Raw genomic sequence first — 24,658 nt, forward strand, 5'->3', positions numbered from 1 at the left:
GGCAATATGAAAAGAAAAAGCATCTTGTTAGTACTTTGTATAGGAATGGTTCTGACTTCCTGCAAAAACATAAAAACACTAAACGATTCAGATGTAAAAAATGAGAAGAGTCAGAAAAAAACTGTTATGGAAATTCAAGATAAGGGATATGATTTGCCAATTGATGAAAAAAAGAAAAAGGAAGTAGTGAACGATTGTGAAGAGAATATGGAGGCCATCCGAGATATTTATTCTGAATTTAATGGAATGCAAGAAGCGGATCAGAATGTTGCCAGGCAAATGATGGATCGGATGAAAGAGATTATCAAACAAAATGGAAATCCGGTAAGGGGTTCAGATCATTATTCTGTTATGGAAAATTATCAGAAGATGGAAATGTTTTTGAATGCTGCCAGGCAAGAAGAAAAAGACAACGTAATTTTATATGAAATTGATATAGATGGAGGAATTACCAGAAAAGAATATACATATGATGGGGAAAACATGTTTGTTATGTCAGCAAAAATGTTGTGGAACGATGATACAGAGCCGATGCTTACCTATATTTCTCTTTCAAAAATAAAGGAATGGAAATACACAGAATATGGGAACTTTTGCTATGAAGTATGTGTACCGGAACCACCGGAAGTGACAGAAATTGTTGATGGAAGTTGTATTATCCGAGTTAGACCATTAAATGAGGAATGCCTGGAATATTCAGAAAAATATGTAGGGCCATTGGGTTATCAGGGAAACAATCTACTGTGCTCAAACTGGAATATAGAGAATATGCAAGATCTGGACTATAATGGGATTTTTGAATATCTTTATAATATGAAATACGGGGAAAAATTTAGCAATGAAACTGGAGTAGCAGGAGTTACGGCAGATGAGTTTGAAAGTGTAATTATGACATATCTTCCTGTTACCGCAGAAGAACTAAAAGAATGGGCGGTGTATGATGAACAAAGTAATACTTATGCGTGGCAACGTTTGGGATGTGGTAATTATGCACCAACACATTTCGGATTATCATTGCCGGAAGTAATTGAAATCAAGTATAATGAAGATGGAACAGTTGTATTGACTATAAATGCAGTTTGTGATTCTGTAGTGTGTAATGATGCGGTTATTACACATGAACTTACGGTGAAATTTCAGAATGATGGATCGGTTCATTATGTTGGAAATAGGATTTTAGATAATGGAATCGATAATATACCAAAATATCAATATCGGTTAGATAAGTTGCAGGATTGATCAGCAACGAAGAAAGGTAGAAGAGAATGGAAGAACAGATAAAAAAGATTTATGAAAAGCAAAAAAATGGTCGCATCAGAATGATACGAAATGTGCTGTTGATTTATGTAGCATTGATTTGTATTGTAAGTATTTTTAAAGGGAATCCATTTCCACATCAAGAGACAGTACTCTTTTTCAATGTGAAACAGTCGGGCTGGATCACAACAGATTCCTATCTTCTATGGGGCTGTGCGGTGCTTGATCTGATTGTAGTCATGTTGATTGAAATTTGTAATATTCTCCGAGAGTTTTCAAAAATTGATCGGATGCTGTCGCAGGAATGTGATGCAGAGAAATATTTAGAAATGTTGGAGGGGATGATAAAATACGGAAAGAGTCTGGATTATAAAGGTTTTCAAAAAAATGTAGTATTGATGGCTCAACCTAAGTATATAGTTGCACTTATTGCTAATGGAGAACTACAGAAAGCAGAAGAATATACAAAGAATGAATGGAAAGGAAAAAAAGAGGGACGTTCCTGGCAGCAGGTTGTGACGAATCTTGAACTGGCGAAGAAATATCAGGAGAAAGATGGAGCTGGATATTCTGATAGATTAGAAAAAGCAGGAAACGTATTTCAGAATAATCCGCTGTTTATGGCAAAAAAGTTTATGCTGAAAGAGGAAGATGAGGCAGCAATAAGATTACTGGAAGATGATACAGAAAAGTTGCCATATTATGAGGTTACACGCAGACTTCTGCTTGGAGTATGTTACTACAGAGTAGGGAAAGAACAACAGGGAAAAGAATGCATGGAATATGTAATTGCCCATGGTAATACGTTGGATTGTAAAAAAGAAGCCAAAAAATATATAGGAATGTAAGTGAGGATATACCTTAAAATAATTAGATAACAATATTGAAGAGATTACGAAGAAAAAGAAAGAACTGATAACAGGAAATTAGGTTACCAGTTCTTCTTTTTTATTTCCAAATACCAAAATCAGAAAGTATAGCTTCGGTTATTTCAGTAGCCTGACTTCCGGTTGCGTTGGAAGGAGCTTGAATATTTGTGGCAAAGTAGTATGTATTATTATCTGATTCAATGTATCCGACAAACCAGCCATTGACATCTTTACCATTGACACGTCCGGTTCCGGTTTTTCCGTAAAGAGAACCAGAAGAGGTAGTGGAAAGTAACAGGGCATTTTTTACTGCTTGAATATTTTTTCTATCAAAATGAAAATTATTTTGGTAGAAATTCTGTAGTAATTCTACTTGTTCTATTGGAGAGATTTTCAGAGAAAAATCTGTCCAATAGAGATTTAAGTTTGTTCCAGTATTCTGATTCCCATAGTTTATTGTCTGTAAAAATGTCTTTACGGATTGAAAACCTGCCTGTGAATCAATTGCCTGAAAATACCAGTTTACGGAATTATGTATAGCCGAGGTTAAATCTTGATCGGCTTCCCATGAATTAAAAGGATATGGTTCTCCATTCCATGTGAAAGTGGAATGTTCTGGTGTAATAATTCCAGATTCCAAGCCAAGTAATGCATCATATATTTTATAAGTCGAATTCGGTGATACACGTGTGGAAGCATGATCCATATTATAAATATTCCACTTATCAGTAGCCTGATCATATAGAACAAAACTTCCGGTATAGTTTCCAAAATTAGAAGAAAGATTTAGCTGAGCAATATTCTTTTCGGTTGTGTCAAAATGATAGCCAGTCTGATCAGAAGCATAAACAGAAAGTATGGGAATGCATCCAATGATGATAGTAGAGACGAATATGCATATAAGATATCCACGAATTTTTTGTTTAAAAGTAGGTTGGTGGAATGATGCAATATTTAAAATGCGTCCTTTTAACTGTTTTATATTTCCTCTAATTCCCATAGTAAGAGGGAATGGAGACAGAGCTATTGTTTCGGCAAAGTTAATCAGTGTATTTCCATATGACTTGTATTCTGTTTCTTTCAATAATTGTAATACAGCACTGTCGCAGGCAAGTTCCCGTTCCTGTCGTATTCTTTTTAGAAAATACCAGATTAGGGGATTGAACCAGTAGAAAATATTTACTGTATTTATCAAATATCCAATTAGAATATCTTTATGCTTGTAGTGCTGCAGTTCATGAAGAAGCATATATCGAATATCAGTTGTGCTTATAGTTCCAGCGTTAAAATCTGAAATCAAGTGAATTGGAAGATAAATGCGAGGATGCAGGAAACCGGCCAAAACAGGAGATTTCAAAAATGCTGTACTATAAATCGGAATGGTATGCTTGCTGTTCACTTCGTTTAAACATTCTATATAAAGAGTGTTTATTACTTCGTTTTGAAGAGGTAAGGCAGAACTATGTAAGGCTTTTACTTGTTTTGCCGAACGGTAGAGAAGAACAAACATTATGAAAACACCGATGCTCCAGAAAAATATAAGTAATGAGTGAATAAAAGTTGGAATTTGGGTGCTGACCGAGACAGCAAAATCATTTATTTTATTCAAAGTATAACTATTACCAGAAAGAAAAGTGGTTTGAATGTCACCATTGGTATTTGAATTTGGCATTAGTAAATGTCCCCATGATATAGAAGATGGGGCAGACTTTATTGGAAAAAAAGGAACAATTAGAACGACAAGAAATATAATCGAAAGATTATATTGCATACGTGCGGATAATTGATTTTGTAATAATCTTTTTAATCCCAGTAAAATGCCTAAAAAAATACAGATGATGGCATTACAGAGTAAAAAATGAAAGCTAAAATACGTCAAAATATGCTCCTCCCATGTTTAATGATTGGAAAGAAGATTCCGTAAGCTGGCAATGTCTTCTTCAGACAATTTATCATCCTCAATGTAAGAGGCAAGCATAGAAGTGATATTACCATTATAATATCGCTTTAAAAAAGAATTACTTTCCTGCCGAATATATTCGTCTTCCTTGACCAATGGAGTATAGACAAAAACTCGGCTTTGTTTTTCATAGGTTAGTGCTTTTTTAGAAACGAGACGTTTAATCAATGTCTGAATTGTTTTAGGACTCCAACTGGAAATTTGTGTTAATTTTTCAGTAATTTCATTGGTGCTGATTGGTGCGTATTTCCAAACGATTTTCATAACTTCAAATTCAGCTTCTGAAATTTGAGGCAGATTGCTCATGTGATATTCCTCCAAATCTTACAAATGTAATAAAAATATTATATATCTTAAAAGGTTATTCTGTCAACGAAATAAAAACTTGACTTTAAATCCAGATACATTTTAAAGGTATGTAGAATCGAGCTAAGATGTAAAAGTACAGAACAAACATTCGGTTTAGTTCTGTACTTTTTTTCTCCTGAATGATATACTATACAAGTAACAATACTAAGAAAACAACTACTATTTCTAAAATATCACCGCTAAATTAGAGCGCTCAGGAGAAATTACATGGATCATTTTGAATTAGTATCACAATACAACCCAACTGGCGACCAGCCGCAGGCAATTAAAGAGCTGGTCGAAGGTTTCAAAGAAGGAAACCAGTGTCAGACGTTGCTTGGCGTTACTGGATCTGGTAAGACATTTACCATGGCGAATGTCATTCAACAGATGAACAAGCCGACATTGATTATTGCACATAATAAGACGCTGGCTGCGCAGCTGTATGGGGAATTCAAAGAGTTCTTTCCAAATAACGCAGTGGAATATTTTGTCTCCTACTACGACTATTATCAGCCGGAAGCATATGTTCCATCTTCAGACACATATATTGCCAAGGATTCGTCCATCAATGACGAGATTGATAAGCTTCGACTCTCCGCAACTATGTCACTGATGGAGCGAAGAGATGTGATCATTGTTGCAAGTGTATCTTGTATCTATGGGCTGGGTAACCCGGTAGATTACCAGAACATGGTAGTTTCTTTGCGTCCTGGTATGATTAAAGATCGTGATGAAGTAATGGCAAAGCTGATTGAGATCCAGTATGATCGTAATGATATGGATTTCCACCGTGGTACATTTCGTGTGCGTGGAGATGTTTTGGAAATCATTCCGGCATATGAGAGTGACACAGCGATTCGTGTGGAATTTTTTGGAGACGAGATAGACAGGATCTCAGAGATTGATATTTTGACAGGAGAAGTGAAGGACGAACTGAAACATGTAGCAATCTTTCCGGCATCTCATTACGTGGTTGACCGTGAGAATATCAAGCGTGCGGTGGCAGATATTGAAGAAGAATTAGAAGAACGTGTCAAAGAGTTTAAGAGAAATGATAAGCTTTTAGAGGCACAGCGTATTGCGGAGCGAACGAATTTTGATATTGAGATGCTTAAGGAGACTGGATTTTGTTCCGGAATTGAGAATTATTCCAGACATTTGTCAGGGCTTCGACCGGGACAGGCTCCGTATACATTGATCGATTATTTTCCGGATGATTTTATTATGATGATTGATGAGTCACATAAGACAATCCCGCAGATTGGTGGAATGTATCACGGAGACCAGTCGAGAAAGCAGACATTGGTAGATTATGGATTCCGCCTGCCATCTGCGAAGGATAACCGTCCACTTAACTTTGATGAGTTTGAAAGTAAGATCAATCAGGTGATGTTTGTATCTGCGACACCGGGAGAATATGAGAAGGATCATGAACTTCTTCGAGCAGAACAGGTAATCCGTCCGACAGGACTTCTGGATCCGGAAGTTGAAGTGCGACCGGTAGAAGGACAGATTGATGATCTGATCGGTGAAGTGAACAAAGAGATCAGTAAGAAGAATAAAGTCCTTGTCACAACGCTGACAAAGCGTATGGCAGAAGATTTGACAGATTATATGCGTGAAGTAGGAATCCGTGTAAAATATCTTCATTCGGATATTGATACACTTGAACGTACGGAGATCATCCGAGATATGCGTCTGGATGTGTTTGATGTGTTGGTTGGGATCAACCTCTTGAGAGAAGGACTTGATATTCCAGAAATCACTCTTGTTGCAATCCTTGATGCAGATAAAGAAGGATTCCTTCGTTCAGAGACTTCTCTGATTCAGACAATCGGTCGTGCAGCACGTAATGCAGAAGGACATGTAATCATGTATGCAGATAAGATTACAGAATCAATGCAGCTGGCGATCGATGAGACACAGCGTCGTCGTGAGATTCAGATGAGATACAATGAAGAGCATGGAATCACGCCGAAGACGATTCAGAAGTCAGTGCGTGATCTGATCAGTATCTCTAAAAAGGTTGCGGCGGAAGAGATGCGGCTTGAAAAAGATCCGGAGTCCATGAGCCAGAAAGAACTGGAGAAACTGATCGCGGATCTGACGAAACAGATGAAGAAGGCAGCAACGGAATTGAACTTTGAGGCAGCGGCAGAGCTTCGTGATAAGCTTGTTGAATTAAAAAAGATGCTCAATGATATGGAATAGGAGATTACAAAATGGGTAAGAAAATGGACGCCAGACAGTACATTAAGATACGAGGCGCGAATGAGAATAACCTGAAGAATATAGATGTAGATATCCCAAGAAATGAACTGGTTGTTTTGACGGGACTTAGCGGTTCTGGAAAATCTTCCCTTGCATTTGATACAATTTATGCAGAAGGACAGAGACGTTATATGGAATCACTGTCTTCCTATGCAAGACAGTTTCTTGGTCAGATGGAGAAACCGGATGTAGAAAGTATCGAAGGGCTTTCACCTGCAATTTCTATCGATCAGAAATCAACGAACCACAATCCACGTTCCACAGTTGGAACTGTTACGGAGATTTATGATTATTTTCGATTATTATATGCGAGAGTTGGAATTCCGCATTGTCCGAAATGTGGTCGTGAGATTGCAAAACAGTCGGTAGATCAGATGGTGGATCAGATTATGGCGCTTCCGGAGAGAACGAAGATACAGCTTCTGGCACCTGTTGTACGTGGAAGAAAAGGAACACATGCAAAGCTTTTCGAACGTGCAAAAAAGAGTGGATATGTTCGTGTTCGTGTGGATGGCAATATGTATGAGCTTTCAGAAGAAATTACATTAGATAAGAATATCAAGCATAATATTGAGATTATTGTAGATCGTCTTGTAGTAAAACCTGGAATTGAAAAACGACTGACAGATTCTGTCGAAAATGTACTTGAGCTCGCAGAAGGTCTGCTCGTTGTTGACGTGATCGATGGAGAATCTCTGAATTTCAGCCAAAGCTTTTCATGTCCTGTCTGCGAAATCAGTATCGATGAGATTGAGCCTCGCAGTTTTTCCTTTAATAATCCGTTTGGTGCATGTCCTGAGTGTTTTGGACTTGGATATAAGATGGAGTTTTCAGAAGAATTGATGATCCCGGATCCGTCTCTGTCAATCAGCCAAGGCGCGATTGCAGTCTTGGGATGGCAGTCATGTACAGACAAGAACAGCTTTACGCGTGCAATTTTGGATGCGCTGTGTAAAGAATATCATTTTGATCTCGACACACCTTTCGAGGATTACCCGAAGGAGATTCATGATATCCTGATCTATGGAACAGGTGGGAAAGAAGTAAAGGTTTATTATAAAGGTCAGAGAGGCGAAGGGATTTATCCAGTTGCATTTGAAGGATTGATCAAGAATGTGGAACGTCGTTACCGTGAGACAGGTTCTCAGACGATGAAAGCAGAATATGAGACATTTATGAATATTACACCATGCTCAGCCTGTAAAGGACAGCGCTTGAAGCCGGGGGCTTTAGCTGTAACAGTTGGAGATAAGAATATTTCAGAAGTGACAACACTTTCTATAGAACGGCTTCAGAAATTTTTAGATGAACTTCAATTGACAGAGACACAGCAGTTGATCGGGAATCAGATTCTGAAAGAGATCAAAGCAAGAATCAGGTTTTTGATGGATGTCGGTCTGGATTATCTGACGCTTGCACGTGCGACAGGAACTCTTTCTGGTGGAGAAGCACAGAGAATTCGACTTGCAACACAGATTGGATCAGGTCTGGTCGGAGTTGCATATATTCTGGATGAGCCGAGTATCGGACTTCATCAAAGAGATAATGATAAACTTCTTGCGACGCTGAAACATCTGCGTGATCTTGGAAATTCATTGATTGTAGTAGAACATGATGAAGATACGATGCTGGCAGCGGATTATATAGTAGATATCGGTCCGGGGGCAGGAGAACATGGCGGTCAGGTTGTTGCTGTGGGAAATGCACAGGAAATTATGAAAAATCCAAATTCTGTCACTGGAGCGTATTTGAGTGGAAAAATCAGGATTCCGGTTCCGACAGAAAGAAAGAAGCCGACAGGTTATCTGAAAGTAGTCGGTGCACAAGAGAATAATCTCAAGAACATTGATGTAAAATTCCCTTTGGGAGTTATGACTTGTGTAACAGGAGTGTCTGGATCGGGGAAAAGTTCTCTTGTGAATCAGATTTTATATAAAAGACTTGCAAGAGACTTGAACCGGGCAAGAACAATCCCCGGAAAGCATAAGAGAATAGAAGGGCTAGAACAGGTTGATAAAGTGATTAATATCGACCAGTCACCAATCGGAAGGACACCACGGTCGAATCCTGCCACTTATACAGGCGTGTTTGATTTGATCCGAGATTTGTTTGCAGGAACGCCGGATGCAAAAGCACGTGGATACAAGAAAGGACGGTTTAGCTTTAATGTTAAAGGGGGACGTTGCGAAGCATGTGCAGGAGACGGAATCCTGAAAATTGAGATGCATTTTCTTCCGGATGTTTATGTTCCATGTGAGGTTTGTGGTGGAAAGCGTTACAATCGTGAGACTCTGGAAGTACGCTATAAAGGGAAAAATATTTATGATGTATTGAATATGACAGTGGAAGAAGCGGTAGATTTCTTCGAAAACGTGCCAAGTATTCGAAGAAAGATGGAGACGTTGCGAGATGTCGGATTGTCGTATATTCGTTTGGGACAGCCTTCTACAGAGCTTTCAGGTGGCGAGGCACAGAGAATTAAACTTGCGACAGAACTTAGCAAACGCAGTACCGGAAAAACGGTATATATTCTGGATGAACCCACGACAGGACTTCATTTTGCAGACGTGCATAAATTAACAGAGATTCTCCGCAGACTTTCTGGGGATGGAAATACAGTAATTGTAATCGAACATAATCTGGATGTGATTAAGACGGCAGACTATATTATTGACATTGGACCAGAAGGAGGCGACCGCGGAGGAACTGTTGTGGCAAGTGGTACTCCGGAAGAGGTCGCAAAGAATCCAGATTCTTATACAGGGAAATATATTGCGTCTATATTGGAGAAATAAAGACGAAAAAAAGTCGAAAAAAGTCGTAAAATATATGCAAAAAATGCCTTTCTATTTTAAGCGAAGTCTATTATACTAAAGTATGCGGATGATAAAACATTACTGTTTTGGTTACATAATATTGACAACAGTAATAGTAAAAAACAGTAACGATAAACCCCTTCAAGGGACAAAAGACACTTGATTGAGGAAAGAGAATGCTGGAATCAGTAACAGACAAAGTTGTTTATTTGCAGTAGATTGCTGAGAACAGTAAAAGAGCGTTTTAGAAGGGAGATATAGAAATTATGATGTCAGTAGATCTTGGAATAGATTTGGGGACAGCCAGTGTACTGGTATATGTGAAAGGAAAAGGGGTTGTTCTGAAAGAACCATCAGTTGTCGCATTTGATCGTGATACGAATGTGATCAAGGCAATTGGTGAAGAAGCGCGTCTGATGCTTGGAAGAACACCGGGAAATATTATTGCGGTAAGACCACTCAGACAAGGAGTAATCTCTGATTATACCGTGACGGAGAAGATGATTAAGTATTTTGTTCAGAAAGCTCTGGGAAAACGTACATTTAAGAAGCCAAGAATCAGTATCTGTGTACCAAGTGGTGTTACAGAAGTAGAAAAAAAAGCAGTGGAAGAGGCTACATTTGCAGCCGGAGCAAGAGAAGTTCATCTGATTGAAGAACCTGTGGCAGCAGCAATAGGAGCAGGGATAGATATTTCAAAGCCTTGTGGAAACATGATTGTTGATATCGGTGGAGGTACAGCAGATATTGCAGTTATTTCGCTGGGTGGAACAGTTGTGAATACATCAATTAAGATAGCAGGTGATGATTTCGATGAAGCAATCGTACGCTATATGAGAAAGAAACACAATCTTCTGATTGGAGAAAGAACGGCAGAAGATATCAAGATTAAGATTGGAACGACTTATCCACTTGTAGAAGAAGAGAAGATGGAAGTCAGAGGGCGTAATCTGGTAACAGGGCTTCCGAAGACAGTTACGGTGACTTCATCTGAGACAGAAGAAGCTTTGAGAGAATCTACCGGACAGATTGTAGAAGCTGTAATCGGAGTACTTGAGCAGACTCCGCCAGAGTTGTCGGCAGATATCCTTGATCGTGGAATTGTTCTTACCGGAGGAGGAGCACTTCTTCGCGGATTGGAAGAATTAATCGAAGAGAGAACAGGAATTAATACGATGACAGCGGAGGATCCGATGAAAGTCGTTGCAATTGGTACCGGACAGTTTGTGGAATTTATGAGTGGAAGAAAAGAGTTTTAAGAGAAAGACTTCTGAAAAAGAATTTGAAGTGTCAGGTTCTTAGAGAAGAAGATTCAATTACAAGGGGTGTGTATAATAGGAACACACCCTTTTTCTGCATATAAATAGGAAAAGATACAAGAAGAGAGAGGAAAAAGTGTGGAAACAGTTACAGGGTATGTGAGTCATATTGTATATAGAAATTCTGATAATGGGTATACAGTATTCCATATTGAACATGATGATGGTGAAGTGACATGCGTGGGAAGTCTGAACTATATTAATGAAGGAGAACTTCTTGAAATTCAAGGAGAATATGTGAATCATAATGTTTACGGTAAGCAGTTGAAGATTTCTCATTATAAAGTAAAAGAGCCGGAGGATATTGTTTCTATTGAACGATATCTTGGCTCCGGAGCAGTGAAAGGTGTGGGTGCGGCACTGGCTGGCCGAATCGTGAAAAAGTTTAAAGAGGATACTTTCCGCATTATTGAAGAAGAGCCGGAAAGACTTGCGGAGATCAAAGGAATCAGTGAGAGAAAAGCACAGGAGATTGCATCTCAGCTTGAAGAAAAGAAAGATATGCGAAAAGCTATGATTTATCTGCAGAAATACGGTATTTCAACAAAGCTGGCAGCCAAGATTTATCAGTATTACGGAATGAAAGTGTATAAAGTGCTAGAAGAAAATCCGTATCAGCTTGCAGATAATATTGAAGGAATCGGATTTAAGACTGCGGATGAAATTGCATCCAAGATTGGCATACATACAGATTCAGACTATCGTATACGAAGTGGTTTATTTTATACATTGCAACAGGCAGTAGGTGAGGGACATGTGTATTTACCACAGAATATATTGCTTCGAAGGGCAAATGCACTTTTAGGAGTTGATCTTGAAGATATTGAGAAGTACATCATGGATCTGTGTATAGAGCGGAAAACAGTTATGAAAGAAGTGGATGAGGAAATTCGCATTTATCCAGCACATTATTATTACTTGGAATTGAATACTGCGAAAATGCTTAATGATCTTGATATTGACTGTCAGATGCCGGAAGACATGATGGAGAAACGTCTGAAAAGAGTAGAACAGAAAGAAAAGATAGAATTGGATCCAATGCAGCACAGAGCTGTTATAGAAGCTATTAAACATGGTTTGCTCATATTAACAGGAGGACCGGGTACAGGTAAGACGACAACGATCAATACGATGATTCAATTTTTTGAAAGCGAAGGAATGAGTATCCTTCTTGCAGCGCCAACAGGACGCGCGGCAAAGCGAATGACAGAGGCTACAGGATATGAAGCCCAGACGATTCACAGACTACTTGAAGTAAGTGGAAATCCTGAGGAAGAGAACAGTATAGGTGGATTTTTGAGAAACAGAGAGAATCCACTTGAGACAGATGTTATCATTATAGATGAGATGTCCATGGTTGATCTGAATCTGATGCATGCACTTTTATCAGCAGTTATTCCGGGAACAAGACTTATTCTTGTGGGAGATGTGGATCAGCTTCCGTCCGTGGGACCGGGAAGTGTGTTAAAAGATATCATACGCTCAGAAAAATTTCACGTAGTGACGCTTACAAAGATTTTTCGTCAGGCAGGAGAGAGTGATATTGTAGTAAATGCTCATAAGATTAATGCAGGAGAACCGGTTACAATTGATAATAAAAGCCGGGATTTCTTCTTCTTAAAACGCCAGGATGCGAATACGATCATTAGCGTCGTTATTACTTTAATACAGAAGAAATTACCCAGATATGTGCAGGCCGACCCAAATGAAATCCAGGTAATGACACCAACACGTAAGGGATTGCTGGGTGTAGAACGATTGAATGTGATTCTACAGCAATATCTGAATCCTTCAGATTCCCAAAAAACGGAGAAAGAAATTAATGGTAGATTGTTCCGTGAAGGTGACAAAGTAATGCAGATTAAAAATAATTATCAATTAGAGTGGGAAGTTTCTACCAGATTTGGATTAACAGTTGACAAAGGGATTGGAGTTTTTAACGGTGATATGGGAGTCATTGATGAAATCAATGAATATACAGAAACTGTTATCGTGGAATATGATGAGGGGAGAAAGGTAAAATATGGATACGATATGACAGATGAGTTAGAACTTGCCTATGCGATTACGGTTCATAAATCTCAGGGAAGCGAGTATCCGGCGGTCATTATCCCACTTCTTCCAGGACCAAAGTTACTATATAACAGGAATCTGCTTTATACAGCAGTGACGCGGGCAAAAAAATGTTTAACAATAGTAGGGAGTGAACTAACATTTCAGGAAATGATCGAAAACAAAAGCGAACAGGGAAGATTTACAAGCTTAGACGAGCGAATCAAAGAATTTTAGAAAAAATGTATCCAAAAAGATGTCCGTTTTGTCAGGAAATCAGCTCAAAAGGTATTTGCGATGACTGTAGAAAACAGGTCGTTAAGGTGGGAAGAATAAAATGTATCCATTGTGGAAAGCCATTGGAGGATGAAACGAAAGAGTATTGCAGGGATTGTGAAAGAAGAAAAAGTAATTATGAACAAGGACGCAGCCTCTGGGTTCACATTCCGCCGGTTTCAAATTCAGTATATCGGTTGAAATATCACAATAAGCGATATTATGCGGAAATCTTTGGGAAAGAGCTGGCAGATAAGTTTGAATTTCAGATTCGAAGATGGGGGATCCAGGCAATTATTCCAATTCCATTACATAGATCGAAAATGAGAAAACGAGGATATAATCAGGCAGAACTTTTAGCAAAGCAGTTATCAGAATGCATGGGAATTCCTATGGAAAAAGATGTTTTATATCGGATTAAGAAAACCCGGCCTTTAAAGGAAATGAACGGGGAGCAGAGACATAGAAATCTGAAGGGGGCATTTGCGGTTTCAAAATCGTGGAATCCACGCCAGAACATTCTTCTGATTGATGATATTTACACAACCGGAAGTACAATAGAACGTGCTGCAGGAATCCTGAAAAAAGCAGGTGTTGAAAATGTCTACTTTTTGACTCTAAGCATTGGACAAGGCATCTGAACATATGGTATACTTAGGAGAGAAATCTGGAAAGGTGAATGTCGGATATGTTAGATAAAGACAGGATTCGTTTAATGACAAAAATGTCGATATATGAGAAGAATCACAGAGATGATTTTAAAATTGCCGATTATTACAGAAAAGATTATGCAAGTCTTAAGAGATGGATTACATTGATCTGGGTAACAATGGGTTATGCAATTTTGTTCGTTAGTTTCTGCATTTATTCAAGTGATAGTTTATCTGCTGATCTGACAATTTTAAAACTATTCGTTCTCTTGATTGCAGCAATTGCAGGCTATATAGTTCTTTTGGTTATATATGGGGTTTGCGCAAATAGTTTTTATAAGAGAAAACATGCAGTTGCCAAACAGAATGTAAAACGTTATTATCGTAATTTGTCCCGTTTAGAGAAGATGTGTAAAAAGGAGAAGAATGAACAATGAACAATTTACTGGTTCTTAGAGAAAGATTTAAGCAGATTTATGTTTCTCACTCTCTCTTAGTTCGAAAGGGAGCACAGTTTTTGCTTGCACTTTTGGTGTTTAACCTGATCAATTCTAATATTGGATTTATGAAGATGGCATCATCTGTTCTTTGTACTGTTGGCTTAGCAGTAGTCTGTACATTTCTCCCTCTGGCAGTAATGACGGCAGCAGCAACTGTGTTAATAGTGGCTCATTTATATACATTATCTATGCCAATAGCCGGAGTTGCGGTGATACTGTTTTTGTTAATGTATATTTTCTACTTTCGATTTACCCCGGAGAAGAGCTGGCTGATTCTGCTGACGGTAGTAGCGTTCGGCATGAAAATACCACTGGTGATTCCGGTTATATTTGGGCTGTTAGGTACTACAGTATGGATTGTCCCTGCATCCTGCGGAATTCTTGTTTATTATCTACTTTACCTGATCAAAGCTTCTGCAACAGCATTGAAAGGTACAGATGGAACAACAATGATCAGCACTTTAACCAATTTTACAAAACAGTTTGTAGGCTATCAAGAGATGTGGGTTATGCTGTTTGCAGTAGTGATCGGAATACTGGTAGTGAACGGAATTAAAAATCGGGCAGTCGATCATTCCTGGAAGATTGCATCAGCAACAGGAGCAGCAGTTTGTGTGATCGTAGGTGCATCGGGAAATATTTCTCTTGGACTTCATATGTCTTATACGATGATGATTTTCAGTGGAATTCTTGGTGTTGTAATAGGATTGTTCCTTGAAGTTATTTTTTTCTCTGTGGATTATTCAAGAATAGAGAATGTTCAGTTTGAAGATGACGAATACTATTATTATGTAAAGGCAGTTCCGAAAGTAGGAGTTCAGATGCCTGAGAAGCAAGTGAAACATATTACAGAACATCAGGAACAGGACGCAGAGATGCCGAATGTGTCAGAGACAGAAAACAATACTGCTGTGTCAGAAGTTTCTGATTTGAAGGAAGTTGAACAGAAAGAGGAAAAAAATCAGTCAGAACAACTGAAAAAGGAGTCTGATCTTGCACAAACAACAATTTTTAATGATTCAAACATGACGGAAGATATTCTTTTAACAAGAAGTCTGAGCAAGGAACTGGGTCTGGATCAGAATGAAGAGAAAAAAGAGTGATCGACAGAGCAAAAGATGCAAGAGTGCATAACAACGAGTGATTACATAAGGTGGTGAGACTTGAGATGATAGAGTGGATTCAGAATTTTATAAGAAATTATTCAAATGGAATGTATTTTCCACATATACAGATAAAAGATATCATAGAGATTCTGATTGTGACGATTATTGTCTATGAAATCATGCTCTGGATCAAGAACACAAAAGCCTGGATGCTTCTACGTGGAATGCTGATGTTGGGAGGATTTATTCTTCTGGCATGGCTTTTTCAAATGAATACGATCCTGTATCTGGCAAGAGAGTCAATTAATGTATTAGCGATAGCAGCAATTGTTGTTTTTCAGCCAGAACTTAGACGGGCATTGGAGAAGCTGGGAGAGAAAAATTTATTTAGTAACATTAATCCGTTCGATAAAAATAAAGAAAATCAGAGGTTTTCGGATGAAACACTGGATAGTATTGTAAGAGCTTGTTATGCTATGGGAAGTGTATGTACAGGAGCACTGATCGTAGTAGAACAGGTGATTCAGTTAACAGAGTATGAAATGACAGGTATAGAGCTTGATTGTAAAGTGTCTTCTCAGGTGCTGATCAATATTTTTGAACACAATACCCCACTTCATGACGGCGCGGTTATTATCAGAGGGGACAGAATTACATCAGCAACATGTTATCTGCCACTTTCAGATAACATGACAATCAGTAAAGATCTGGGAACAAGGCATCGTGCGGCATTGGGAATGAGCGAGGTTTGCGATGCTCTTGTGATTGTTGTTTCAGAAGAAACGGGACTTGTTTCTGTGGCTTCCGGAGGACGATTGCTTCGAGCTATTAACGCAGAAGAACTTCGGAGTCAGTTAAGCCAGATTCAGTATAGAAAGACAGAGACAAAGAACAAGTTTTCTATACGGAAAGGATGGCACAGATCATGAAAAAATACAAATTGACAACGAATCTTCCGCTTAAGATTATTGCATTTGTTTTTGCAGCATTTCTTTGGCTGATTGTTGCGAATGTTGCTAATCCGGTTACGAAATCAACCTATACAAACATCAAAGTTACGATAGCGAACGATGATGTGATTACACAGGGTGGGGAAGTTTATACGGTTTTAGATGATCAGAATGTAAACGTAGTTGTTTATGCAAAACGTTCAGTGATTCAACAGATTAAGTCAGATGATATTGTGGCTACTGCGGATATTAAAGAAATGGATTCCAGGACAGGGTTGATACCAATTTCAGTATCAATTCCAAAGTATAGTGGATCTTATCAGTCGGCAGAGTCTGTTCCGAGAAACATACAGATTAAGACAGAACCGACAGGGAAGAATGTATTTACACTGACTGTTAGCACAACAGGAACGCAGCGTGACGGTTATCAGATTGGAGAGATGAAAGTTAATCCGGAAAAAATAACGATTACAGGAGCAGAATCCACAGTAAAATCAATTGATAAAGCCGTAGCGAAGATTAATGTAGATGGAATTTCAAAAGATGAAGAACTTACAGCAGAACTTGTTTTATATGATGCATCGGGAAATGTAATCAATCAGGGACAGCTAAGTAATAATCTTGGAGAAGATGGAATCACTGTAGATGTGACAGTGATGAGGATCAAGACGGTTCCGTTGAAATTTGAAGCATCTGGAACACCGGCAGATGGATATGAATATCTAGGTTGTTCGAGCGAACCGGCGAGCGTGCAGGTCTGCGGAAAAGAAGAGGCCTTATCCAAGATTGAAAGTATCAATATTCCAGCATCTGAATTGTCTATTGACGGGGCAACAGAGAAGATAGAGAAAGCATTTGATATTACAGATTATCTGCCGGAAGGTGTAGAACTGATTGAAGGTGCATCAGGAAAGGTTATAGCAACTGCAATGATCGAACAGTTGGGAAATCGAACAATTGAGTTTATGGTTGCATCCATCAAACAGAATTATCTGGCAAAAAATCTTCAGGTGAGTTATGAGCCAGATGCTGAGGTAACGCTTGTATTCCAGGGCGAGAAAGATACGCTGGACAGTCTGGATATCAGCAATGCAGTATCGGTAAATCTCCAGAATTACACGAAGGAAGGCACTTTTGACATACCGGTAGAAGTAGACCTTCCGGATGGAGTGACATTGACAAAACCAGTGACAGTGCAGCTTACATTGACTGAAAAAGAATCAACAGAGGATGAACAACCGGAAAATGACGCTGAGACAAATTAATGATACTTCATATTAATTAAAAAAATACAGGTCTAAATTAAAAAAGAATTAAGAAGGCTGGCATTGACAGTTTTCGATGCATATTATATGATATTGGAGTTAAAACTTCCAACTATCAGAGAGATAGAATAGGAGAATAACATGGTAAGCGATAAAGTAGTGATCAAAAATCCGACAGGACTTCATCTAAGACCGGCAGGATTGTTTTGTAAAACTGCAATGCAGTACAAGAGCAAGATCACAGTATACAAGAAGATGAAAAATGAAGAAGTGAATGCAAATGCTAAAAGTGTATTAAGCGTACTGGGAGCATGTATAAAAAGCGGAGATGAGATTACAATTATTTGTGAAGGAGAAGACGAAGAAACAGCGCTTTCAGACATGGTTCAACTTGTGAAAGATGGATTGGGAGAATAAGTGGTGTTTATAAACTGGTATATTGTAACAGTGAAGAGACATTAGGAGGAAAAAGAAATGAGCAAAGCAACATTAGTAATCATGGCGGCAGGTATCGGAAGTCGTTTTGGAGGTGGAATCAAGCAGCTGGCTCCGATTGGACCAAATGGAGAGATTATCATGGACTACTCCATCTATGATGCATTAGAAGCAGGGTTTGACAAAGTTGTATTCGTTATCCGCAAAGATCTCGAGAAAGATTTCAAAGAGATCATTGGCAACCGTATTGAAAAAGAAGTAGAAGTAGCATATGCATTTCAAGAGCTTGATGATATTCCGGAAAAATTCAGCGGAAAATTCACAGGAAGAACAAAACCTTGGGGAACAGGTCAGGCAATTCTTTGCTGTAAAGATGTGGTGGATGCTCCATTCCTTGTAATCAATGCAGATGATTATTATGGAAAAGAAGCATTTAAAGAGGCATACAGTTATTTGACAAACCTTCCATCTGCTGATATAATGCAGATTTGTATGGTCAGCTTTGTATTGAAAAATACATTGAGTGATAACGGAGGCGTGACCAGAGGTGTGTGCGAAGTAGACGGACATGGCATGCTTGCAGACATTGAAGAGACACATAACATCGAAAAAGAAGACGGAAAAGCTGTAATCCACAAAGAGGATGGAGATGTATTCCTTGATGTTGATTCACCGGTATCTATGAATATGTGGGGAATTACACCTGAATTTTTCGAGATTCTTAAGACAGGATTTGATGAGTTCCTTGAGAAAACAGAAAGTACAGATCTAAAAGCAGAATATCTGCTTCCGACAATGATTGGAGATCTGTTAAGTGATGGAAAACTCGAAGTAAAAGTACTGCAGTCACATGACCAGTGGTTTGGTGTGACATATAAGGAGGATAAAGAATCTGTAACAGCAGCGCTTCGTGGATTGATTGAAGAAGGAGTTTACCCGTCAAAATTGTTCTAATTTAAGAAAAGGGATGTAAGATGGCAAAACGAAAAGGATCTGCTGGCAATTCTGCACGCAGAAAGAAAAGTACAAATAAGTATTCCCGCAGATCGGGAAGTAATAAGCTGGGAACTTTGTGTATCATTCTTCAGACGATTGCCAGTATAGCCTTAATGGCGGTATTGTATTTGTTGGGAATGATTCCGGATAAGTATCTGATACTGGCAGCAGCAATACTGTTTTTCTTATGGTGTGTGACACTGAATTCACAGGCGGCAAGGAAAAAACGGGGGACTTTGGGAAAAGTGTTCAGTTTACTTATGGCAGTTGTGATGTTTACTGGAAGTTATTATGTCGCTCAGGCTAATAATATGATTGGGAAGATTACAGGAAGCAACTATAAAGTGGATAAGATGGTTGTTGCAGTACGAGCAGATGATTCAGCAGAGACAATAGAAGATGCGGCAGACTATACGTATGGTGTACAGTTTGAGAAAGGTGCTGGCAATATACAGACAGCTGTGACCGATATTGAAAAGCAGATTGGCGTTGATACGATCGAAGTAAAAGAGTATGATTCTGTCCAGACACAAGCACAGGCTTTGATTGATGGGGATTGTGATGCAATCATTTATAACAGTGCATATACAAGTCTGATGGAAGAAGCAGTAGATGGTTATAGCGATAAAGTGAAAGTGTTGTATACATTTAATATACGTGTTGAGTTGGATTTCGGAAATTCAACAGGAGCAACAGATGACAGTATTATAAAAGAACCATTTACAGTTTATATCAGTGGTATTGATGTTTATGGTGATGTATCAGAAACAAGTAGAAGTGACGTGAATATTATTGCAGCTGTAAATCCACAAACACATCAGATATTACTTGTAACAACACCGCGTGATTATTATGTTCCTATTCCGGGAGTTTCAGGAGGACAGAGAGATAAGTTAACACATGCGGGAATCTATGGTATAGATGCATCTATGAAAACTTTGGGTGAATTATATGAGACAGATATTAATTATTATGCGAGATTAAATTTCACTTCATTAATTGATATTGTTGATACGCTTGGCGGAATTGATGTATATTCCGAATTTGCATTTACGACAAGTAAAGATTCAGAATATACTATGGATGTTCAGGAAGGGTATAATCATTTTAATGGTAAAGAAGCTCTTGCATTTTGCAGGGAAAGACACAATCTTCCTGATGGAGACAATCAGAGAGGAAAAAATCAGCAGGCGGTTATTACTGCAATGCTAAAGAAGTGTCTGTCGCCTACAATGCTTTTGAAGGCAAATGCAATTATGGAACAGGTCAGCAAAGATGTTGAGACAAATATGTCTCAGGAACAGATCAATGCTCTGATCAAGTATCAGTTGAATAATAATGCAACATGGACAATCCAGTCTATAGCAGCAGAAGGAACGAATACAAAAGGTACTTGTTATTCTAGTGGAGATACAGAACTCTTTATTATGGAACCGATTGAATCTTCTGTGCAGAATATTATTGATTTGGTGAATGTTGTTGAAGAAGGCGGCGTATTGACCGAAGGAGAACAATTAAATTAAGAATGGGTAGAGGAGGCGCAGAAATAGTAAGAAGCGTCTCCTTTTTTAAAGTTGATTGGTAATGATTTCAAAAACGTAATGCAGAGAAATATAAAACCTGCACAATTTATGAAAAAAATAAGTATAGACATTGAATAATGGAATGAAATTTGATAATATATAAGTTATGTAAAAAACTTGTAATAATTTGTAACATTGTTAATGGAGAGGATTTCTATGAAAAATATATTCAGCTTAAAAACATCAAAATCAAGAATGATATTACTATTTATTGTAGATGTCATTACAATTATAGTGAATTCTTACCTAGCGTTGATTGTTAGATATAAAATGGATGGGAACACGGTTCCTGTGGAAGATTTGGCAAGTGTTAATACGTATTTGTTGATTAATATAGTTACTACAATGATCATCTTTCTTTTATTGAATTTATATAATAGAGTCTGGTCATATGCAAGTCTTTATGAGGCGCTACTTGTTTGTGCAGCGGCAATTTTATCAACAGCATTTCAGGCATTTGGAATGAGTCTGCTTTATCTGACAGTGCCAAGAAGTTTTCATTTGTTCTATTTCTTTTTCTTGACAATGACAACTTTGATCACAAGATTTTCTTATCGTATTTTGCATGCTCTTCAAAGAGGTATCTCAAAGAACACAAATCGTCCAATCAATACAATGGTGATCGGAGCAGGCGAAGCCGGTAATATAATAATCACCGAGATGAAAACAAGCAAACATTTAAACAGAAATGTTGTGTGTGTAATTGATGACAATCCATCAAAAACCGGAAAATATATTCGCGGAGTACGCATTGTCGGCGACCGTACGAAAATTAAAGAGGCTGCGAAAAAATATGATGTAGATGAGATTATGCTTGCAATTCCATCTGCTGATAATAAAGACACCAGAGATATCCTGCGTATTTGTAATGAAACAACCTGTAAGCTGAAGGTACTTCCAGGCGTGTATCAGCTGATCAATGATGAGGTAAGTGTCTCAAAATTAAGAGAAGTTTCTATTGAGGATTTGCTGGGAAGAGATACTGTGAAGATTGATATTGACAGTATTGCCGGATATGTGAGAGGCAAGAGTGTTCTTGTAACGGGAGGTGGTGGCTCTATCGGAAGCGAACTCTGCCGACAGATTGCTGCACATAATCCAAGAATGCTTATTATTTTTGATATATATGAAAATAATGCATATGATATACAGCAAGAATTAAAAAAGAAATATCCAAAACTTAGATTAGAAGTGCTTATTGGTTCAGTTCGTAATACAAAGAGAATTGAAAGTGTGATGGATCTTTATCGACCAGATGTAGTGTATCATGCAGCTGCACATAAGCATGTCCCGCTGATGGAGGACAGTCCGAATGAAGCAATTAAAAATAATGTTTTTGGAACTTATAAGACAGCACGTGCGGCGGATAAGTATGGGGTCAAGAAATTTGTACTGATTTCTACAGATAAGGCTGTTAATCCAACAAACATTATGGGGGCGTCCAAGAGATTATGTGAGATGATCATTCAGACATTCAGTAGATATTCCAAGACGGAATTTGTTGCTGTGCGTTTTGGAAATGTGCTTGGGAGTAATGGTAGTGTTATTCCATTGTTTAAGAAACAGATGGCAGCCGGAGGTCCTGTGACAGTTACACATCCGGATATTATCCGTTTCTTTATGACAATTCCGGAAGCTGTATCATTGGTAATGCAGGCAGGCGCATTGGCTCATGGAGGAGAAATCTTCGTGCTTGATATGGGTGAGCCGGTTAAAATTGCTGATCTTGCCAAGAATTTAATTCGTTTGTCAGGTTATACTCTTGGTGTGGACATGAATATTGAGTATACAGGACTTCGACCAGGAGAAAAATTGTATGAGGAGATTCTTACAAAAGAGGAAGGTTTACAGAAGACGGCAAATAATCTGATTTATGTGGGACAACCGTTAGAATTTGATGAGGTACATTTCTTAAGCGAGTTGAAAAAACTCGAAATTGCTGCATCAGAGGAATCAAGGGATGTGAAAAAAATCGTATCTGGAATTGTTCCGACGTATCATATCAGAGAAGAAGATAAAGAACGTGATGAAGAGATGTACGAAGAATTGTTAAGTCTTGGAAAAGCGAGTCACGAAGAACCAGTTGTGGAGGATAGATAGATGGAAAACAGACATATAGCATTTTCACCACCGGATATTACGGAGGAAGAGATTGCAGAGGTTGCAGATACTTTAAGAAGTGGATGGATAACTACAGGACCTAAGACAAAGAAATTCGAAAACGAAATAGCAGCATTTTGCCATACGAGTAAGGCAGTTTGTCTTAACTCAGCTACAGCATGTGCAGAGATGAGTTTACGTGTTCTTGGAATTGGTCCGGGGGATGAAGTGATTACAAGTGCGTATACGTATACTGCATCAGCAAGTGTTGCAGTACATGTAGGTGCAACACTTGTATTAGTAGATACTCAGCCGGATTCTTATGAGATGGATTATGAAAAGCTGGAATCTGCAATTACAGAGAAAACAAAGGCAATCATTCCGGTTGATCTTGGAGGGGTGATTTGTGATTACGACAAGATATACGACATTGTAGAAAAGAAAAAGTCATTATTCCGTCCGAGCACAGAGATACAGAAAAAGATGGGAAGAATAGCGGTAGTAGCTGATGGTGCGCATGCATTTGGTGCTACAAAAAATGGAAAGCATAGTGGAGAAATTGCAGATTTTACAAGCTTTTCTTTTCATGCAGTAAAGAATCTTACAACAGCAGAAGGCGGAGCAGCAGTCTGGAGAGATATTGACGGAATAGATAATGAAGAAATTTACAAACAGTTTATGCTTCTTTCTCTGCATGGTCAGTCTAAAGATGCTTTGGCTAAGACACAGCTGGGAGCGTGGGAGTATGACATTATTGCGCCGTATTATAAATGCAATATGACTGATATTATGGCATCTCTTGGACTTGTACAGTTGAGAAGATACCCATCGATTTTGGCAAGAAGAAAAGAAATTATAGAAAAATACAATGAAGGATTGAAAGATCTGGATCTTAGTGTATTGAACCATTATGGGGATGATTTTGCGTCAAGTGGTCATTTGTATCTTGTCAGATTAAATGGAAAGACAAGAGAAGAATGCAATGCAGTAATTATAAAGATGGCTGAAGCAGGCGTTGCAACAAATGTTCATTACAAACCGCTTCCACTTTTGACAGCATACAAAAATCTTGGATTTGATATCAAAGATTATCCGAATGCTTATGCACTATTTGAAAACGAGATTACGTTACCGCTCCATACAAAACTGACAGATGAGGATGTAGAGTATGTGATTGAAACATTTAGGAAATGTGTAAGTGAGGTTTAAAAGATGTGCAGATGGGACGAATTGCCTCAGAATATGCAAGTGAAAGAAGTAAAAAGATATTATGATATTTTGCAGCGGCATAAAGCAAGTTTGATTCTGAAGCGTCTTTTTGATATAATAGTAGCAGGTGTGTTGCTTGTGCTTTTATCACCACTGCTTTTGATACTAGCAGTTTGCATTAAACTGGATTCTAAAGGTCCGGTTTTCTTTCGACAAGTAAGAGTGACGACATACGGTAAGAGTTTTCGGATTTTTAAATTCCGTACGATGGTTAACAACGCAGATAAAATCGGAACGCAGGTTACCACGAAAGGTGATACCAGAATAACAAAAGTAGGAAAAGCATTACGCGGATGCAGATTAGATGAACTACCGCAGTTGCTCAACATATTATCTGGAGATATGACTTTTGTAGGCACCAGACCAGAAGTTGAAAAGTATGTAGCCCATTATACAGATGAAATGAAGGCGACACTGTTATTGCCAGCAGGAGTAACATCAAGGGCGAGTATTGAATATAAAGATGAAGACAAGCTTCTTGAATCAGCAGAGAATGCAGATCAGGTTTATATCGAACAGATTCTGCCAGAAAAGATGAAATATAATTTGAAAGCAATTGAAGAATTTAGTTTCTGGCAAGATATCAAGACGATGTTAGCAACAGTAATAGCAGTTATAAAATAACAAAGGTAT

Annotated in this window: 19 protein-coding genes; 17 read left to right on the forward strand and 2 right to left on the reverse strand. The window is 38.3% G+C overall.

Going from position 1 to position 24,658, the window contains the following annotated elements; translation table 11 throughout:
• Nucleotides 1-6: 6 nt before the first annotated feature.
• Nucleotides 7-1,239 (forward strand): DUF6070 family protein, encoded by a 1,233-nt coding sequence (locus tag ACZ47Z_RS05280; protein WP_117602032.1) that lies wholly within the window; start codon nucleotides 7-9, stop codon nucleotides 1,237-1,239.
• Nucleotides 1,240-1,265: 26 nt separating this feature from the next.
• Nucleotides 1,266-2,105 (forward strand): hypothetical protein, encoded by an 840-nt coding sequence (locus ACZ47Z_RS05285; RefSeq protein WP_464525948.1) that lies wholly within the window; start codon nucleotides 1,266-1,268, stop codon nucleotides 2,103-2,105.
• A 100-nt stretch (nucleotides 2,106-2,205) separates the two neighbouring features.
• On the opposite strand, the gene ACZ47Z_RS05290 is transcribed toward ACZ47Z_RS05285, so the two are convergent.
• Together ACZ47Z_RS05290 and ACZ47Z_RS05295 are read right to left on the reverse strand one after the other, a co-directional pair.
• Nucleotides 2,206-4,005 carry a BlaR1 family beta-lactam sensor/signal transducer gene (locus ACZ47Z_RS05290; protein ID WP_464525949.1) on the reverse strand — a complete coding sequence of 600 codons (1,800 nt, stop codon included), beginning with the start codon at nucleotides 4,003-4,005 and terminating at the stop codon, nucleotides 2,206-2,208.
• Between the two features lie 18 nt (nucleotides 4,006-4,023).
• Nucleotides 4,024-4,392: a BlaI/MecI/CopY family transcriptional regulator gene (locus tag ACZ47Z_RS05295; RefSeq protein ID WP_005341664.1), complete on the reverse strand. Its 369-nt coding sequence runs from the start codon at nucleotides 4,390-4,392 to the stop codon at nucleotides 4,024-4,026.
• A gap of 270 nt (nucleotides 4,393-4,662) precedes the next feature.
• Between ACZ47Z_RS05295 and uvrB the strand changes: the two genes are divergently transcribed.
• The 15 genes from uvrB (at nucleotide 4,663) to ACZ47Z_RS05370 (ending at nucleotide 24,649) form a co-directional block, all read left to right on the forward strand.
• Nucleotides 4,663-6,648 (forward strand): excinuclease ABC subunit UvrB, encoded by a 1,986-nt coding sequence (uvrB, locus tag ACZ47Z_RS05300; RefSeq protein ID WP_464525950.1) that lies wholly within the window; start codon nucleotides 4,663-4,665, stop codon nucleotides 6,646-6,648.
• Between the two features lie 11 nt (nucleotides 6,649-6,659).
• Nucleotides 6,660-9,503 (forward strand): excinuclease ABC subunit UvrA, encoded by a 2,844-nt coding sequence (uvrA, locus tag ACZ47Z_RS05305; RefSeq protein ID WP_118084634.1) that lies wholly within the window; start codon nucleotides 6,660-6,662, stop codon nucleotides 9,501-9,503.
• Between the two features lie 290 nt (nucleotides 9,504-9,793).
• Nucleotides 9,794-10,783: a rod shape-determining protein gene (gene mreB, locus ACZ47Z_RS05310; protein WP_054752661.1), complete on the forward strand. Its 990-nt coding sequence runs from the start codon at nucleotides 9,794-9,796 to the stop codon at nucleotides 10,781-10,783.
• 138 nt (nucleotides 10,784-10,921) lie between these two features.
• Nucleotides 10,922-13,132, forward strand: a complete 2,211-nt coding sequence (gene recD2, locus ACZ47Z_RS05315; RefSeq protein ID WP_117825380.1) for an SF1B family DNA helicase RecD2 — start codon at nucleotides 10,922-10,924, stop codon at nucleotides 13,130-13,132.
• A gap of 5 nt (nucleotides 13,133-13,137) precedes the next feature.
• Nucleotides 13,138-13,812, forward strand: a complete 675-nt coding sequence (locus ACZ47Z_RS05320; protein ID WP_464525951.1) for a double zinc ribbon domain-containing protein — start codon at nucleotides 13,138-13,140, stop codon at nucleotides 13,810-13,812.
• Nucleotides 13,813-13,859: 47 nt separating this feature from the next.
• Complete coding sequence (locus tag ACZ47Z_RS05325) at nucleotides 13,860-14,258, forward strand: hypothetical protein (protein ID WP_319018168.1); 399 nt, start codon at nucleotides 13,860-13,862, stop codon at nucleotides 14,256-14,258.
• Nucleotides 14,255-15,424 (forward strand): hypothetical protein, encoded by a 1,170-nt coding sequence (locus tag ACZ47Z_RS05330; protein ID WP_054752604.1) that lies wholly within the window; start codon nucleotides 14,255-14,257, stop codon nucleotides 15,422-15,424. The genes ACZ47Z_RS05325 and ACZ47Z_RS05330 overlap by 4 nt, the downstream gene beginning before the upstream one ends.
• 65 nt (nucleotides 15,425-15,489) lie before the next feature.
• Nucleotides 15,490-16,356 carry a diadenylate cyclase CdaA gene (gene cdaA / locus ACZ47Z_RS05335; RefSeq protein WP_117539993.1) on the forward strand — a complete coding sequence of 289 codons (867 nt, stop codon included), beginning with the start codon at nucleotides 15,490-15,492 and terminating at the stop codon, nucleotides 16,354-16,356.
• Nucleotides 16,353-17,642: a CdaR family protein gene (locus ACZ47Z_RS05340; protein WP_117825386.1), complete on the forward strand. Its 1,290-nt coding sequence runs from the start codon at nucleotides 16,353-16,355 to the stop codon at nucleotides 17,640-17,642. Before cdaA ends, ACZ47Z_RS05340 begins: the two co-directional genes overlap by 4 nt.
• Before the next feature lie 141 nt (nucleotides 17,643-17,783).
• Nucleotides 17,784-18,059, forward strand: a complete 276-nt coding sequence (locus tag ACZ47Z_RS05345) for an HPr family phosphocarrier protein (RefSeq protein ID WP_015528823.1) — start codon at nucleotides 17,784-17,786, stop codon at nucleotides 18,057-18,059.
• Nucleotides 18,060-18,116: 57 nt separating this feature from the next.
• Complete coding sequence (locus ACZ47Z_RS05350) at nucleotides 18,117-19,031, forward strand: nucleotidyltransferase family protein (RefSeq protein ID WP_117825389.1); 915 nt, start codon at nucleotides 18,117-18,119, stop codon at nucleotides 19,029-19,031.
• A gap of 20 nt (nucleotides 19,032-19,051) precedes the next feature.
• The gene (locus ACZ47Z_RS05355; protein ID WP_117825392.1) at nucleotides 19,052-20,596 is read left to right on the forward strand and encodes an LCP family glycopolymer transferase; all 1,545 of its coding nucleotides are present in this window, start codon (nucleotides 19,052-19,054) and stop codon (nucleotides 20,594-20,596) included.
• A 216-nt stretch (nucleotides 20,597-20,812) separates the two neighbouring features.
• A complete protein-coding gene (locus tag ACZ47Z_RS05360) occupies nucleotides 20,813-22,756 on the forward strand; it encodes a polysaccharide biosynthesis protein (RefSeq protein ID WP_020435732.1) in 1,944 nt (647 codons plus the stop codon).
• Entirely contained in the window at nucleotides 22,757-23,965 is a 1,209-nt protein-coding gene (locus ACZ47Z_RS05365; protein ID WP_117825395.1) for a DegT/DnrJ/EryC1/StrS family aminotransferase, read from the forward strand.
• 3 nt (nucleotides 23,966-23,968) lie between these two features.
• A complete protein-coding gene (locus ACZ47Z_RS05370; protein ID WP_054752611.1) occupies nucleotides 23,969-24,649 on the forward strand; it encodes a sugar transferase in 681 nt (226 codons plus the stop codon).
• Nucleotides 24,650-24,658: the final 9 nt, after the last annotated feature.

Source organism: Mediterraneibacter faecis (assembly GCF_055383675.1).